We start from the raw sequence: 15,203 nt of genomic DNA on the forward strand, positions 1-15,203 counted from the left end.
ACTTTACAGATATGGACAAGCTTTGTGCTCTTGTTGCTTAAAAATTAATCTGTTCACTTAAAATTCCTTAATATTAAACGATATATAGTCTAATTCCAACAACCTTATAGAAAAGAGCTTTATATAAAATGAAATCAATTTTAGTCGTAGAAGATGAAATCGCAATTTCGATGGTTTTGGGTGCCTATCTTGAAAAAGAGGGGTATGAAGTACATTTTGCTTATAATGGGTTTGAGGCTTTAGAAAAGGCTGAGACCGTCAAGCCAGCACTAATTTTATTAGATATCATGATGCCAAAGTTAGATGGTTGGGGGGTATTAGAAAAAGTCCGTGAGAAAAATTCCTGTCCGGTTATCATGATTACCGCTTTATCAGATACCTTTCAAAAGATACAGGGTTTCGATGGTGGTGCAGATGATTATATAACGAAGCCGTTTATTGCTGAAGAGGTTCTAGCAAGGGTTAATGCAGTCTTAAGAAGATCACACCAACTAGAAAAAACGGATAAAGTGAAATTATATGGACCGCTTAAAATTAACTTTCTGGCTCATCAAGTATTCCTGAATGGCATTGAGATAAAATTTACTCCAAGAGATCTTGCTTTGTTTTTGTTTTTAGCAGAACATCCAAATCAGACATTTACGAGAGAACAGCTGATTGAGAATGTGTGGGGCTATGATTATGAAGGAAGTGACCGGGCTGTTGACCTCGCAATAAAACGGATCCGTAAATTAGTGAGTGGGTGGGATACATCAGATGGAGAAATTAAAACACTTAGGGGACTGGGTTACCAATTCTATGTTAAATAAGGAAAAACCAAAAACACCTCTATTATATTATTGGACGAAACGATATTTAGTAACGTTAGTAATCGGACTTATCATTATTGCAATTGTTTCAATCCTTTGGATAAGACATAACACAATTGAGAGCAAATTAGAATTAACAAAGTTACTTGCACAGGAGCTTTCAGATCGAGCAATCAATGAGAACGGAGAGATTATGTTCAGTCCTCAACTTCCATTTATCCTAGAAGATAGAGAGAAACTCCTCAATAATCGAGAACCTTTAAATTACTATATAAAAACGAAAGATGGTCAATTACTAACACCAGATTTAAGAGGACCAGCCCCAAGAAAAGATGAACAATTTACCGAACTAATTCAACTGATGGATTTACCATCTCAATTGACTGTTGAAAAAATAGACTCACACCAATCTCGGATTGCATATGCAGTTAGCTCCCCGATCATTTTTGAGGAGGAAATCGTTGGCGCAGTTATTATTATTCAACCGATTACTGGAATAACAAATATAAATGCAGAAGAATATCAATTATTAGCGTTACTTCTTATTGGTTTAGCTGTATTAGGCTGGCTAGTTATTTATTCCCTAACAAGAAAATTAGTAAAGCCGGTTGAACAGGTTGCTAGTGCAGCTGGAGAATTAATGAAAGGTAATTACGCGATTGAATTAAATGAGAATGTACAAGAAAAGGAACTGCATGAACTTGTTATTTCGTTTAAGGAAATGACAAACCGACTAAAACAACTTGAGGCACTTAGAACAGAATTGTTAGCTGGCGTAACGCATGAACTAAAAACACCGATTACATCTGTTAGTGCATTAATCCAAGCAGTAAAGGATAATATTGTAACAGAAGATAAAAAACAAGAATTTTTACAGATGTCACTAAATGAGGCGAGAAAATTACAGAAAATGGTCGAAGATTTACTGGATTTTAATAGCTTTAGCGCAGGATCTATAAATGTAAACACTGAAAAAATGGAGATAGGCCGTGTCGTTAAGGAAATTATCTATCAGTGGGAGATCGTCCATCAAACCCAATTGCAGCATGTAAATCTTACATTAACACTTCATAAAGACAAATTTTTTGTCATGGCAGACCATGTAAGACTCCAACAGATTTTGGTGAATTTATTAAATAATAGTCTTCATGCCGTTAAGGGTAAGGAAATAGGAGAAATTACAGTAGAGCTTTTTAGAGATGGACATCAAATCTCCCTGGACGTAAAAGATAATGGATATGGTATTCCAGAACAGGAACAATCGCTTGTGTTTGAACGGTTTTATCGTGGAGAAAATAAAAAGCATGTTGAGAGAGGCTTAGGGTTGGGGCTGCCTTTCAGTTCCCTTTTAGCAAAAGCACAAGGTGGAGATTTGTCTTTGAAGAAAAGTTCAAGTGAGCAGACAGTTATGTCATTACGATTACCAATGTCTAAATAAGGTAGTATGAGACCAAATGTTGATAACTAGATGAAAGTGAAAAGCTGAATTTAGAAGTGAGGATATTAAAATAATCGTTTACGTTATAAGTCCTGAAAAGTAAGGTGACATTCAGGATTTTACTTGTAGGATGTTTTTTAACTGGCTTATAGAATATGGATTGAATTTATGTCATAATCACCATCATTTTGAATAGTATGAGTCTAAGAATATCGTTTATAATCAGCATATATTTATTCACATCGAAGTGGAAAATAAGAAAAGATATAGACATATACCTGTAAATTAAAGTATAATAATATTATCTTAATGTACGATGTAGCACACAAATAATAACTTCCACCGTAAAGGGGAGTAGCGTCAGGGTAATCCTGAAACAAAGTCGTCAATACATGAACCTAGTTCATCGGCTTTGTTGGCACGTCAAGTGCTTAGCGAGACCTTTGCCATTATCTATGGCAAAGGTCTCTTTGTTTTTGTGCCCATTTCTATCTTAAGATCAATAGAGTTTGAGAGTAGTATTGTAATTCAAAGGAGGGAAAAATAATGGATTTTTTGACATCACTATTATCTATTGTGGTCATTGATTTAGTTCTTGCTGGCGACAATGCGATTCTAATCGGACTTGCGGCTAGAAACCTACCGAAGCATCAACAAAAGAAGGTTATTCTTTATGGTTCTTTGGGTGCAATTGTGATTAGAATTATAGCAACATTAGCTGTTGTTTGGTTATTAAATGTTCCAGGGCTTCATTTAGTAGGTGGACTTTTATTAGTTATTATAGCTTATAAATTACTAGTTGATGACAATGATCACGGAGATGTTAAACCGGGGGATAATTTTTGGGCAGCAATTCGTACAGTTATGATTGCTGATGCATTAATGGGGCTAGATAATGTATTAGCTGTTGCAGGTGCCTCTCATGGTAACATGCTTCTTGTTGTTATTGGTTTGTTAATATCCGTCCCAGTTGTTATGTGGGGAAGTACACTTATTCTTAAGTGGATTGACCGTTACCCATTTATTGTAACAATTGGTGCTGCTATATTAGCATGGACTGCATCGAAAATGATTGTAGGAGAAGGGTTCTTAAAAGGGTTCTTCGAGAATGGCTTTATTAAATATGGTTTTGAAATAGTAGTTGTTGCAGTTGTTCTTCTGTCTGCGAGCGCAATGAAGAAGAAAGCAGCAAAACTTAAAGAAAATAGTAAAGAAGAAGCAGTGTTGTTAAAAACTGGTTCTAACTAAGATAAAAAAGCGGTCAAGCCCATAAAGGGTTGACCGTTTTTTTGTACTACATACAATATTTCTTGAATACTACTTTATTATAAATAAAAACCTTAGCATTTGCTCTATAACTAAGCAATTGCTAAGGTTTTTACGTTTATATCAGTAGGGGACAAAGAGGAGTACTAGAAGATATTAGTTATAAAAAGATGCACCAACAATGATTAATAGGATAAACAACACGACAATTAAAGCGAAGTTGCTGCCATTTCCTCCACCATTATAGCCCATATAATTCACCTCCTTACTAATGAGGATACTGTATCTTATGTCTGTGCTGATGCTTGTGTAAGGTACAGGCATGGAGAATGCAAAAAAGGGCTTAGGGGAGTAATTGGAGAAATGCATGAATAGAAAAGGACTGTGACTTTTGATTTTTGTACATGGCATTACTTTCAGGATACTGTCTATTTTTGTGTTCTTTTCACTTATATAAACATTTTATTCTATTGAATTTAATTAAAGGTGTTTAAAAGTCACACCTTTTAGAAATGAGCCTAGAAAAAGAGTCCTAAAGACTCCTCTACTGCTACATTATGAACGTTGGATACCGGAAGTGGAAAAGTTTTTAATCATCTTTTGTAAGTTCCTGTGTCCTTCCCTTAATTTCATCGTTTCATCAATTATTTTCTGGAAGCCTTCCAAATCTTTATCGGATGCATTTAATACCGACTTTGGAATACCTTCTACGATTTGTTGTAGGGTGATATCCTCTCTCACGTAAACGACCCCTTTCCATCAATTTAATTAAAGATTTGACTCTATATTATTTTTCCGGAAAGGTGGGCGTTTTCCTGCTAATGCCTCAAAAAAATTTATCTGCATTTATCATCATAATCCTTCAAAAGAAGTAATAATATTGCTATAGATTACAAATAACGACAGATTCATGCCTTATAGCTATTCTTTTAATTTGTTTATGACAGCATCTAATTCACAGGTCAACTTGCTTAATTCACTAACAACCTTAAAGGTTTCCTCTGTCAATTGATGTTGTATTTCTGTTGTATGTTTAACCTGTGTTGTACTTTCTACAGATTGATCAGTTACTTTAGTCATTTCTAACATGGACGAATTTATTTGCTCTGAAGAACCTTTTAACTCTTCTGCAAGAGCCGATATCTCCGTTATTTGAACAGCTACAGTCTGAGAGAAGTCATAGATTTGTGTAAATACAGCATTAGAATTATGGATTAGGTCGAAGCCAGCTTTAGTTGACTGTTTTACTTTTGTGATAGAGTCAACAGATTTGCGTGTATTCTCCAAATTTAGCTTAATTAGTTTTGCGATTAGTTGGGTTGACTCTGATGACCGCTCTGCTAATTTTCTTACCTCGTTGGCGACAACTGAGAACCCCTTCCCATACTCACCGGCACGTGCTGCCTCAATAGATGCATTTAATGCTAATAGATTTGTCTGTTCAGATATAGATGAAATCACATCAATCATATTCTCTATCGATTGTGTACTGTGGTGAAGGCTCTCCATATTTGTATAGGAATCATCAACAAATCCATTAATATCATTTATTTGTTCTAATAAATGGCCAATCATTTGCTTACCATCATTCGCCTGCTGTGCGGATTGATGAGCTTCGTCGGAGGCTATTAGAGCTGTTTGATTGATACCTTGGATGCCAGACGTAACTTCTGTAATAAACGCAACATTTTTATCTAATGTCCTTCGTTGGGTTTCAATGCCACTAGCAACCTGAGCTATTGAACGAGCAAGATGTGAACTAGCATTTGCTGTCGTTTCTGAGCGTTCAGATAATGAATGTGAAACATCTACAATTTGTGCGGAAGTTAATGATATTCGATCTACAATTTCCTCAATAATTTTAGTTCGTTGCTCATTTCTTTCTCGTAGTAGATCCATTTCAATTCTTTTACTCGAATATACTTGCCAACTGACTGCACTTGAAGTTAATACAAGAAAAGTAGCATGTAAAAGCAACATTAATAACGAATAACTACTTACACCAAAGATGATTTCTGGGAAATAGAGAAATCCGATTAGATGTTGCACAGCAAATATAGATGTCATTAAAGATAGTAATTTAATATTTTGATAGTAACCCAGTGCTGCAACCACCATAAAAATACTAAAGTGAAATTCTACCCTACCACTACCACCTGATATAATTGCAATGCTACCAAAGGTAAGCGCAGATGTTAAAAGATAGGGTATCCAAACATGGCTTTTATTTGACCTATATAATAGATAACTACCTGTTAGTAACAGAAGGGGAAACATAACAAGGATATTAAGTGCAAAGCTAAAGTTTTTCTCAATATGAACAGCTGATACCATATGATCAAGACCATGGGAATGATCAAATAAATGAAAGTAACGTCCTAAAATATTTACAATAAAGGCTAATAGAACTACTAAACCTGTGATTAAAAGCATAAGCCTGTTTTTCTTACTTATCAAATCGTTCACTCTCACTCTCTTAATAAATGTTTGTTTTTGCACTGATTGTTGGTTTTCGTACAAGGGAATATTGTACGTTTTAAGCTTATCATCGTGCACTTTTCGTTTAAATAGTGTCCTATTTATATAGGGAAAATCCAAGAGCTGATTTTTCGGGTGTGAAAGCAACATACTTTTAGAAAAGAGTCTACATAAAAATGGTAAAAAAGACCTTCTTCTATTATAGGATATAAGAATGAATTTACAATAGTTTAATGAAAGAGTTTTCATATATGAGGATAATTTTAGTAGTATATTAAGTAATAGGTCCTAAGTAGTGAGACATACATGTTAGAACTACGGTAGTCTATAACGAGTTACTCCCTAAGGGTACAAAGAGTTTTTTAGAAATATAGTTAGGAGATAAAGCATGAGGAATATCAAGTACATGGCTTTCTTATTCGTCCTTATAGTATTAACTAGTTGTCCAAATGGTAATTCCTTTACAATAGATCAGGTAGATGTACGAGCACAAGTTCTTACGGATGGTGACTTGTATATTGAAGAGGTCTTTACCTATAACATTGAAGGGGAATTCTCTAATCCTGAACGAAGTATTGAGCTACTAGGACATGATGGGGTAGAGTTCTTTGAAGCCTATATCCCTCATGAGGAAATAGATTTAGGAGAATTTTCTTATCAGGATTTGAAAAGGAAATAGAGCGAGAACAAGACTAGAATAGCTACAAGTTATCGATTTCGTGATTGATATAACAGTACCCAAAGAGACATTATTATTTACGTACAAAGGGGAAATAAAGGACGTAGAGGGGGCTAATCATTTTTTAATGAAATGGTTGTTTAGGAAAAATACTGATGGAAATCGCCTCTTCCAATTGGAGTCAATTACAGGTCCTACAAGATCAGAACGTAAGCGAAAGAAAATAAGTAACACCCATAAAAGTAAAGTTACTAGTTTCACTACAAATTTTAAAGACTTGAGATGTCGAAAAAGAATTTCAAGTAGGAACAATAATTATAAAATACAAAATGATGAAGTGGATGATCTTACCGCTTTTACTCATTCATTTTACACTCATTATCTATTTGTATATAGTATATGCTAAATCATGGATTCCGATAACTCTTGTTAGTGTACTATTGGATGGAAGTATTATATATGTAGGCAAACATTATCAAAAGAAAAAGGTAGTCATTTTTTATCTAATGGCATGTCTTTTCGCTGGTTTTCAAATACATAATGAAACAGTTGTAAATGCCTACTTTTATTGTATTTCTATCATTTATATTAAATTCAATTAACCAAAAGTTCGTTTATCAAAGGAGACAGCTATCAAACGAGACAGCTATCAAACGAGAAGCTGTGCGCAGATGGCGTAGAAAGCTTAAAAACGGAGAGTATTCTCTTCAAAATGATCAAGCTAGATTGATGACATTGACACAGCGTGCAATTATTTTAGGTGTTGGGAAGTCATTTATTAAAAGATTTCAACAGAAGTTCCCTTATGAAAACACAGATGAAGTAAGCTCTCTCTTTCATATAGATGCTGTTGCAATAATTGACTTTATAAATGATACATTAAGAGTGGTCTCTTTTGAGAAAAAGAATAAATCAGGATCTGATGACGGATCTGGCTGGGGATTTGGATCAGGTGGAGATAATGATGGTGGATCTTTTGACTCTGATGGTGGAGGTGCAGATTAATTTACGACATAGTAATCTGTATCTGTCTGAAACATGCAGAAAATAGTAAGTCCATGCAAAATTAGACAAACAGGTGAGAATATAAAAGTATATCCTAAGGTTTCCTTTAAAATACAATTAAAGAGGGAATTAGTGCAGAGAAGACAAAAGACATAATTCTCCAGACTGGGAAGTACGAGAGATTCCCGCTTTTGGGCTCATCAAGCAGAAATATGGGTGTCAATTATAAAAAAATAATCTCTTTCACCTCGTCCCTTCCATCTGAATATAATGAAGGTAAACATAAAAAGGGTGATAGAGGTGAAAATTTTCACAAGTATAACTAGATGGTATCATCAAAAAAAACAAAAACACATCGATAAAATGAAACAAGATGGTAAGTGTCCTACTTGTTATGGAAAAGGCTTTGCTGCCATAACATATCCTTATGCAGGAGAAATTATTGATTGCCATTCTTGCAATGGAACAGGATTGTATACTGAATGGGAAAAGAAGCAAGCATAAATCTTTAGATTAAATGGATAATATAATAAATTTCGGGGTTACATCCAATTCAAACTTCTAACAGCTGTTAGAAGTTTTTTCAGTGTTATTACATAATTTCTTATTATCAGGAAATGATAAAAGGTGACTAACAATTTAGGAAGGAGAATGACGATGAGTAAAAAATGGTTACTTATGATATCAAGTATTATGGTAGCAGCAGTTATTACAGCGGGCTGTAACAATACAGAGCCAGATCCTGCTCCACCAGAAGTTATAGAAGATGATAACAATAACACAACAGATCAGAATGACGGTGATAATACTGTTCCAGGTGTTGACGAAAATGATACGATGAACAAAGATGATGAAAAAGATGGGGTTCCTGATCGAGAAGATATAATAGAAGAAGCTGATGATATTAATGATGAAAATAATAAAGACAATTAAACAATAAGTAATCTTTAGTATTAGAAGGTTTATAAATAATCACCTAAGGAATCGAGTGTAAATCTTAAGGACTTTATACTCGATTTTTAGTATAAAAGACTTAGGTGGAAAGTTGAAATGGAAAATAATATCTATTTTAAATTTTCCTCGTCTATATTTGGAATAAATCGATATTTATCTAAATCGATACCCCCATTTATCATAAAAATAATTCCTTCATCTTCAAGAAATTTCCTTTGTGAAAAAATCGCTTCACTATCTTTTAAACCAATTTCCCCCTTAGCATTAATGACTCGATGCCATGGTAGTCGATGTTTAGAACTCATTGAATGAAGTACTCGTACAACCTGTCTTGCACCTCTAGGACTTCCAGCCAATTCTGCAATTTGCCCATAAGTCATTACTTTTCCTGCTGGTATGCTTTTAATTATGTTGACTACTAGTTCTGTAAAAGGCAGCATACAATTATTCTCCTTCCGTACAAACTTATACCTTATTCTACTACAGAAATATAGAAATTTTAAATAAGTCTCTTTTCTAAAAGTTTGTTGTATATAAAAGGATATAACGACTACTTAATAAGCGAAAAGAGTTGGGCTAAACCATTGAAGTAGTTTTATGTACGAATAAAACATTCATTGAGGCAAAGTCTTAAATATCAAGGAGACTTTTAGAAAAAGTACCTTATTTCTACGCTTTTTCATGTATACTATTATTTTAGTAGCAAACTTGATAGAAATAGGTGAAATTATGAATGGGACAGCGCATGCAACCATTGGAGCAGGAGCTGGGTTTATCGTTGCTCAGTCTGTTAACGCTAATCCGACGACAACGTTATTACTTGTAGGATTGGGGGGAGTGTCAGGATTAATCCCTGATTTAGATATAGATGGGAAATTAAGCAATAAGCTAACAATTTCACATACTTTTATTCGTTCTATTGCTCAGGTGATCGGATTATTGATGATTCTTTACACAGTACTTGAAGGATCAGGCACAGAGCGATGGCTAGGGATTCTTGCTGGGATATCCATAATGGTCGTTGCATCCGTTATTAAACAAAGGCATATGCTTACTATTACTGGTATAGGAGTCCTTGCAGGAGGTTTGGCATTAGATGAAAGATGGATATTAATGCTCGGGGTATATATAATCATAGCCTCCTTTGTTTCTCATCGAAGCTATACTCACTCCATCTTAGGAATTGGATACTTTGGAGTTATTGCTTATTATTTAGAAGGTTCGCTAGATATTAATGGTACTTTTTTGACATGTTTATTAGCTTACACCAGTCATTTGATTGCCGATATGCGTATCTTTCCCTTTAATAAGCGAGGTGTAAAGTACTTCTTACCATTTACTTCAAAGGAGTTTTAATTGAATGTAAAAAGAAGCCCTTAGTTCACTGAACTAAGGGCTATTCTTGTAGTATAGGAAAATAGTAAATTCTGAGTGCTCCAGTTCATACGTCGCTAAACGGGCTCTTGCGCTTTTCTAGTTATTCTAAAATCTTCACTTCAACTTCCTGTCTGCCCCACTGTAATGCTTGTTTTTTGGTAGGAACAAAGATGTCAATTTCTTTCCCTTTAATGCCACCACCGATATCTCCTGCAATGGCTTCTCCATAACCTTCTACGTGAACCTTAGATCCTAAGGGTATAACAGTTGGATCAACAGCAATTACCTTTTTATCAGGGTTTGCTTTTAAGTCAATTCCTGTTTTAGTTGTTCCGGAACATCCTTCACAGTTTGCAGTATAGGCAGTAGCTGATACAGTTACTGCTTTCTTTCCTGATTTTTCAGATTGACTTACTGATGTCCCTTTAACCTTTGGATCTTCTTTTTGAGGTGTTGTTGATTTCAGTTCTGTTTTGGAACTCTGTTCAATAACTAATTCATCTCCAGGATGAATGATGTGGCTATCTATATCATTCCATTTTTTCAATTCTTTAATTGATACATTATTATCTTGAGCGATATCCCAAAGTGAGTCACCGGATAGAACTTTATAATTTTCTTTAAGTTTTAATATATCTTTTGGTTTAATGGCTTCCCCGGATAAGTTATTCCATTCTATAATTTCTTCTACTGAAACGTTTTTTTGTTTAGCAATAACCCACAGAGTATCACCATCTTGGACTTTCACTTCTTCAGCAGAAGCGTTCGCTGAAATTCCTATAGATAGAGTTGCAACTGTAATGAATGATAAAATTGTCTTTTTCATTTTATTTCCTCCCTGCTTAACTAACTAGATGCCAATCAATGTGTTTTATCTTAACATGAAAACCATGCTGTTAAAGGACAATCAGTTAACAGTTTATTAACGTTATGACATTCGTGTAATAGGAGTGTTACAAACTCTTCCATAACTATCCTTTAATTCCATTTAAAGTGTAAATATTCAAGTTTATTCCACGTTTTTTACCCTGAATTTTTTTTAGTAGGTTTGAATTTGATTTAGATCTAGAACGAAGTCAATAAAATTTGTAAATGAAAATAAGGTAAATATCCTATTTTCCTTCACATAAACATTACGCAGATGTAAATAGATCGACATATAGAATAAATATCTATCATTTAGAATTAAGTAGTATTCATATTCTAGATAGGAGATGAGATAATGAACAAAAAACTCGTTATTGGAGCAAGTGTAGCTATGACTTTGTTTTTTAGCCCATTGGATCAGACATTTGCAGCGGAAACAAAAGCAGATGTTAAGAAGGTTGATAATGTAGCACATCGTGGTGCTTCAGGGTATGCACCGGAAAACACAATTGCTGCATATGATAAAGCGGTTGAGATGAAAGCAGATTATATTGAAATAGATGTTCAAAGAAGTAAGGACGGTGAATTAGTCCTTATACACGATACGACAGTAGACAGAACCACAGATGGAACTGGAAAAGTTGGTGAATTAACCTTTCAACAGCTAAGAGCTCTTGACGCGGGTAATTGGAAAGGTGATTCCTTTCATGGAGAGAAAATCCCTACATTTGCTGAAATATTAAATAGATACCATGGGAAAATTGGCATTTTAATTGAATTAAAAGCACCAGAACTTTATCCAGGGATTGAAGAAAGTATTGCCCAGGAATTAAAAACAAGAAATCTTGATAAACCACAAAATGAAAAAATCATTATTCAATCATTTAATTTTGAATCTGTTAAAAAAATGAATAACCTGCTACCTAAAGTTCCTATGGGTGTTTTGACCTCTTTCAAGGCACATACTAGCAAGCAAGCATTACAGGATTTTTCGGCATATGCTGATTATTTTAATCCTAGCTATAGTCTTGTAACAAAGGATTTAGTTGATCAAGTCCACAACCTAGGAATGAAAATTTCATCATGGACCGTTAGAAGTCATGAATCAGCTGAGTTTCTTTTAGATATGGGTGTTGACGCTATTATTACCGATTATCCTGATTATGTAGAACCTAAGAAAAAATAATAAAAGTGGATCAATTCGAGAAGTAGGCAAAATTAATTGAGAAAGTGGTTTAATAAACAGGAAAAGTGGTTCAATTCCGATAGAAAGTGGCTTAATAAACTGAAATAGTGGCTCTATCCGAGCATGTGGGCTTAATAAATTGAGAAAGTAGCTCAATATACAAACGATTTGATCCAATAATGCAATAATCAACACGAATAGTGTGATCCATACAAAAAAGGCTGTGATTATTTAAAATCACAGCCCTTTTGCCATTTCTTTATGCTTCTTGTTCCTTAAGTTGGAGGTCAACTGACTTTTTCTCTTCAGATATAGCATTACGTTTTAGGAAGAACGCTAGGATTAAGGCAAGTCCGGCAATTAGAACAGAAACGAAAAATGAGTCGTTAATTCCTTCCATTGTTGCTTTCATACCTAATTGTGTTTTCATTTCAGCTAATGCTTCTGCACTTGGTTGTTCCGCCACATTTTTCATTGCAGAGTTAAAAAGTTCTTCAGCATGCATTTTCGTACGTGACGTCATGACCGTAACAAGTAGAGCAGAGCCAATTGCTCCAGATACTTGTGAAAGAGTACTGTTCATCGCTGTACCGTGTGGATTCATATGTGCAGGTAGTTGATTCAATCCATTTGTCATTACTGGCATCATGACCATAGACATTCCAAGCATTCGAACAGAATACATGATTAATAGAGTTGAATAGGGTGTAGTTAATGATAATTGGCTAAAGAAATAGGTGGTTACAACTGTAATCACTAAACCAATAACTGCAAGTGTACGTGCACCGTATTTATCAAATAATTTACCTGTAATTGGTGACATGATTCCCATAATAATGGCTCCAGGTAACATTAATAATCCGGAATCCATTGGTGAAATTCCTCGTAATTGTTGTAAATAAATAGGCATTAAAATCATCGCAGAGAACATCGCCATATTTAGAACAATTGAAATTGCAGAGGATAATGCGAACATTGGATATTTATATACACGGAAATCTAAAAATGGCTTTTCTAACTGGAATTGTCGCAAGATGAATAGGATTAATGAAGCTACACCGACAATTAATGTTCCATATACTATAGGACTATCCCATCCTTTATCTCCGGCCGAACTAAATCCGTATAGTATTGCGCCAAACCCAATACTTGATAGAATTAGCGAAATGACATCAATTTTAATATCTATTTTTTCCTTTGTATCTTTAAGCTTGAAGAAAGCTAGAATCAATACAATCAATGCAATCGGAATAATCATATAGAAAAGAGTTCTCCAGTGATGATGTTCAACAATATATCCAGATAAAGTTGGACCGATAGCTGGTGCAAAAATCATAACCAATCCAAGAATCCCCATTGCTCCCCCACGTTTTTCGATAGGGAAACTTACGAGTAATACATTCATTAACAAGGGCATCATAACTGCTGATCCAGCAGCTTGAATCATTCGACCGATTAATAACAATGTAAAAGTGTCTGCAAGACTTGAAGCAATTGTACCAATTGTGAATAATAGCATGGCTGTTAAAAATAAATGTCGAACCGAGAATTTTTGAATTAAGTAAGCAGTGGTTGGAATAAGAATTCCGTTTACCAGCATATAACCTGTTGCTAACCATTGAATTGTTGTTGCCCCTACTTTTAAATCTGTCATCATCGATGGTAATGCAACATTTAGTAAGGTTGAATTTAATATAGAAACGAAAGCCCCGGCTAACAGAATCGCAATAATTCCGTATGGTGGACGTTTCGGTACAGTAGACTCATTCATTATATTTCCTCCTTATTTAAACGATCGGTATATTTTTTTATACATACGTTCCATAAATGAATATATTACTCCTTTCTTTTTCATTTAGCAATATGAAATAATCAAATTTTCCTATTAGATTAAAATTTATATTTTCTTAACTTTTTGCTAAATTCATAGGTTGATCGTATAAGTTTGTATTTGTTACTGAAATCCTTTAGTATAATTTTTATAATCATAGTTCAATATTAAAGGATGAAATCATGAATAAGAGAAAACAACATGTTATCGAAAAGGCTCATCAATTATTTATCGAAAAAGGATATAAGGCGACATCTATTCAAGATATTTTGGACCATAGTGGCATATCTAAGGGTACTTTTTATAATTATTTTCCTTCTAAAAGTGAACTATTTAAATCTGTATTCAATTCAATTAGAGGCAAATATGAAGATCAACGAAATAATATGTTGATTGGAGAAGATCTCGCTGATATGGAGATTTTTATAAAACAACTGGAAATAATCATGCAGTCAAATAGAAGAAATAAATTATTCCAACTAATTGAAGAGGTGTTTGTTTCCGATGATCCAGAGCTTAAGCAATTTATAAAGCAAATCCAATATAAACATATCAATTGGTTGTTTACCCGTTTTATAGAGTTGTTTGGTGAAGAGAAAAGGGCTTATTTATTAGATTGTACAATTCTTTTCCATGGAATGTTGCAGCATGTATTTCATTATATTTCTATGAGAAAAGATCCGAATCACCAATTAATAGAAGTTATTCGATATTGTGTTGACCGTTTAGAGATAATCGTCGATGATGTCAGTAAGAATCAGATGCAACTTTTTAACCCAGAATTATTACAGACATGGTTACCAGAAACACAGTCGTCATCTAATAATTACCTAAATGATTTATATCATTCATCGACAGCCTTGAAGAAAATTGTCGTAAGTGACCTTCAAAGTGAAACTGAACGGATAAAATATATTCAAATTCTTGAATTCATACAAGAAGAATTGATGAATAATAAGGAACCACGTGCATTCTTAATTGAGGGGGCCCTATTATCTTTAAGAAATTGCCCACAGCTTTTTCAAAAGGAAGAGTTCGCTAGATTTGAACAGATTCTCATCGAGCATGTGTTAGGCGACCAAACTAAGTTTGATAAATAAAAGAAAATTGTTGAAGATTGGATGAAACTCGTGCTGACTGTTGTTTAGAAATTGAAAAAAGACCCTTGCTGGTATCTAGGGCCCGTTCATAAGTTATAGAAATGGTTTAGAGGGGATTTTGTGTTCCTTGAGTCTGGAAAGCAGATTATATTTTGTTAAATAAATGAGACTTGTATCATAATAACGGGCCATTTTACATAGAAAAAGAGCAGA

The 15,203-nt window shown here is 34.2% G+C and carries 17 protein-coding genes; 11 read left to right on the forward strand and 6 right to left on the reverse strand.

The annotated features are described in order from the left end of the window. Nucleotides 1-128: 128 nt before the first annotated feature. From AC6CHR_RS13020 to AC6CHR_RS13030, 3 genes are all read left to right on the forward strand, one after another. The gene (locus AC6CHR_RS13020) at nt 129-809 is read left to right on the forward strand and encodes a response regulator transcription factor (protein ID WP_498249316.1); all 681 of its coding nucleotides are present in this window, start codon (nt 129-131) and stop codon (nt 807-809) included. Further along, entirely contained in the window at nt 757-2,247 is a 1,491-nt protein-coding gene (locus tag AC6CHR_RS13025) for a sensor histidine kinase (protein ID WP_498249317.1), read from the forward strand. The genes AC6CHR_RS13020 and AC6CHR_RS13025 overlap by 53 nt, the downstream gene beginning before the upstream one ends. Before the next feature lie 546 nt (nt 2,248-2,793). After that, on the forward strand, nt 2,794-3,495 hold the full coding sequence (locus AC6CHR_RS13030) for a TerC family protein (RefSeq protein ID WP_498249318.1): 702 nt from the start codon (nt 2,794-2,796) through the stop codon (nt 3,493-3,495). Between the two features lie 174 nt (nt 3,496-3,669). On the opposite strand, the gene AC6CHR_RS13035 is transcribed toward AC6CHR_RS13030, so the two are convergent. The 3 genes from AC6CHR_RS13035 to AC6CHR_RS13045 all read right to left on the reverse strand — a co-directional run bounded on the left by AC6CHR_RS13035 (nt 3,670) and on the right by AC6CHR_RS13045 (nt 5,946). Next, the gene (locus tag AC6CHR_RS13035) at nt 3,670-3,765 is read right to left on the reverse strand and encodes a YjcZ family sporulation protein (protein WP_498249319.1); all 96 of its coding nucleotides are present in this window, start codon (nt 3,763-3,765) and stop codon (nt 3,670-3,672) included. A 303-nt stretch (nt 3,766-4,068) separates the two neighbouring features. Beyond that, nucleotides 4,069-4,254: a hypothetical protein gene (locus tag AC6CHR_RS13040; protein WP_498249320.1), complete on the reverse strand. Its 186-nt coding sequence runs from the start codon at nt 4,252-4,254 to the stop codon at nt 4,069-4,071. Between the two features lie 180 nt (nt 4,255-4,434). Beyond that, on the reverse strand, nt 4,435-5,946 hold the full coding sequence (locus AC6CHR_RS13045) for a methyl-accepting chemotaxis protein (protein ID WP_498249322.1): 1,512 nt from the start codon (nt 5,944-5,946) through the stop codon (nt 4,435-4,437). A 433-nt stretch (nt 5,947-6,379) separates the two neighbouring features. Here AC6CHR_RS13045 and AC6CHR_RS13050 point away from each other — a divergent pair, with 433 nt between their 5' ends. From AC6CHR_RS13050 to AC6CHR_RS13070, 5 genes are all read left to right on the forward strand, one after another. After that, the gene (locus AC6CHR_RS13050) at nt 6,380-6,670 is read left to right on the forward strand and encodes a hypothetical protein (protein ID WP_498249323.1); all 291 of its coding nucleotides are present in this window, start codon (nt 6,380-6,382) and stop codon (nt 6,668-6,670) included. A 332-nt stretch (nt 6,671-7,002) separates the two neighbouring features. Next, nucleotides 7,003-7,272, forward strand: coding sequence for a hypothetical protein (locus AC6CHR_RS13055; protein WP_498249324.1), 270 nt, complete (start codon nt 7,003-7,005; stop codon nt 7,270-7,272). Nucleotides 7,273-7,333: 61 nt separating this feature from the next. After that, nucleotides 7,334-7,675, forward strand: a complete 342-nt coding sequence (locus tag AC6CHR_RS13060; protein WP_498249325.1) for a hypothetical protein — start codon at nt 7,334-7,336, stop codon at nt 7,673-7,675. Between the two features lie 300 nt (nt 7,676-7,975). Further along, nucleotides 7,976-8,179, forward strand: coding sequence for a methionine aminopeptidase (locus AC6CHR_RS13065; RefSeq protein WP_498249326.1), 204 nt, complete (start codon nt 7,976-7,978; stop codon nt 8,177-8,179). Nucleotides 8,180-8,332: 153 nt separating this feature from the next. Then, on the forward strand, nt 8,333-8,608 hold the full coding sequence (locus AC6CHR_RS13070; RefSeq protein WP_498249327.1) for a hypothetical protein: 276 nt from the start codon (nt 8,333-8,335) through the stop codon (nt 8,606-8,608). Nucleotides 8,609-8,739: 131 nt separating this feature from the next. Here AC6CHR_RS13070 and AC6CHR_RS13075 read toward each other — a convergent pair whose 3' ends face one another. Further along, the gene (locus AC6CHR_RS13075; RefSeq protein WP_498249436.1) at nt 8,740-9,066 is read right to left on the reverse strand and encodes an MGMT family protein; all 327 of its coding nucleotides are present in this window, start codon (nt 9,064-9,066) and stop codon (nt 8,740-8,742) included. Nucleotides 9,067-9,310: 244 nt separating this feature from the next. Here AC6CHR_RS13075 and AC6CHR_RS13080 point away from each other — a divergent pair, with 244 nt between their 5' ends. Further along, nucleotides 9,311-9,985, forward strand: coding sequence for a metal-dependent hydrolase (locus tag AC6CHR_RS13080; RefSeq protein ID WP_498249328.1), 675 nt, complete (start codon nt 9,311-9,313; stop codon nt 9,983-9,985). A gap of 121 nt (nt 9,986-10,106) precedes the next feature. Here AC6CHR_RS13080 and AC6CHR_RS13085 read toward each other — a convergent pair whose 3' ends face one another. Further along, nucleotides 10,107-10,832, reverse strand: coding sequence for a LysM peptidoglycan-binding domain-containing protein (locus tag AC6CHR_RS13085; protein ID WP_498249329.1), 726 nt, complete (start codon nt 10,830-10,832; stop codon nt 10,107-10,109). Between the two features lie 396 nt (nt 10,833-11,228). Between AC6CHR_RS13085 and AC6CHR_RS13090 the strand changes: the two genes are divergently transcribed. Then, a complete protein-coding gene (locus AC6CHR_RS13090; protein ID WP_498249330.1) occupies nt 11,229-12,059 on the forward strand; it encodes a glycerophosphodiester phosphodiesterase in 831 nt (276 codons plus the stop codon). Between the two features lie 259 nt (nt 12,060-12,318). Here AC6CHR_RS13090 and AC6CHR_RS13095 read toward each other — a convergent pair whose 3' ends face one another. Further along, entirely contained in the window at nt 12,319-13,830 is a 1,512-nt protein-coding gene (locus AC6CHR_RS13095; RefSeq protein WP_498249332.1) for a DHA2 family efflux MFS transporter permease subunit, read from the reverse strand. A gap of 242 nt (nt 13,831-14,072) precedes the next feature. Here AC6CHR_RS13095 and AC6CHR_RS13100 point away from each other — a divergent pair, with 242 nt between their 5' ends. Continuing rightward, nucleotides 14,073-14,990, forward strand: a complete 918-nt coding sequence (locus tag AC6CHR_RS13100) for a TetR/AcrR family transcriptional regulator (RefSeq protein WP_498249333.1) — start codon at nt 14,073-14,075, stop codon at nt 14,988-14,990. The last annotated feature ends 213 nt before the right edge of the window (nt 14,991-15,203 follow it).

This window comes from Metabacillus sp. GQ13, assembly GCF_059758525.1.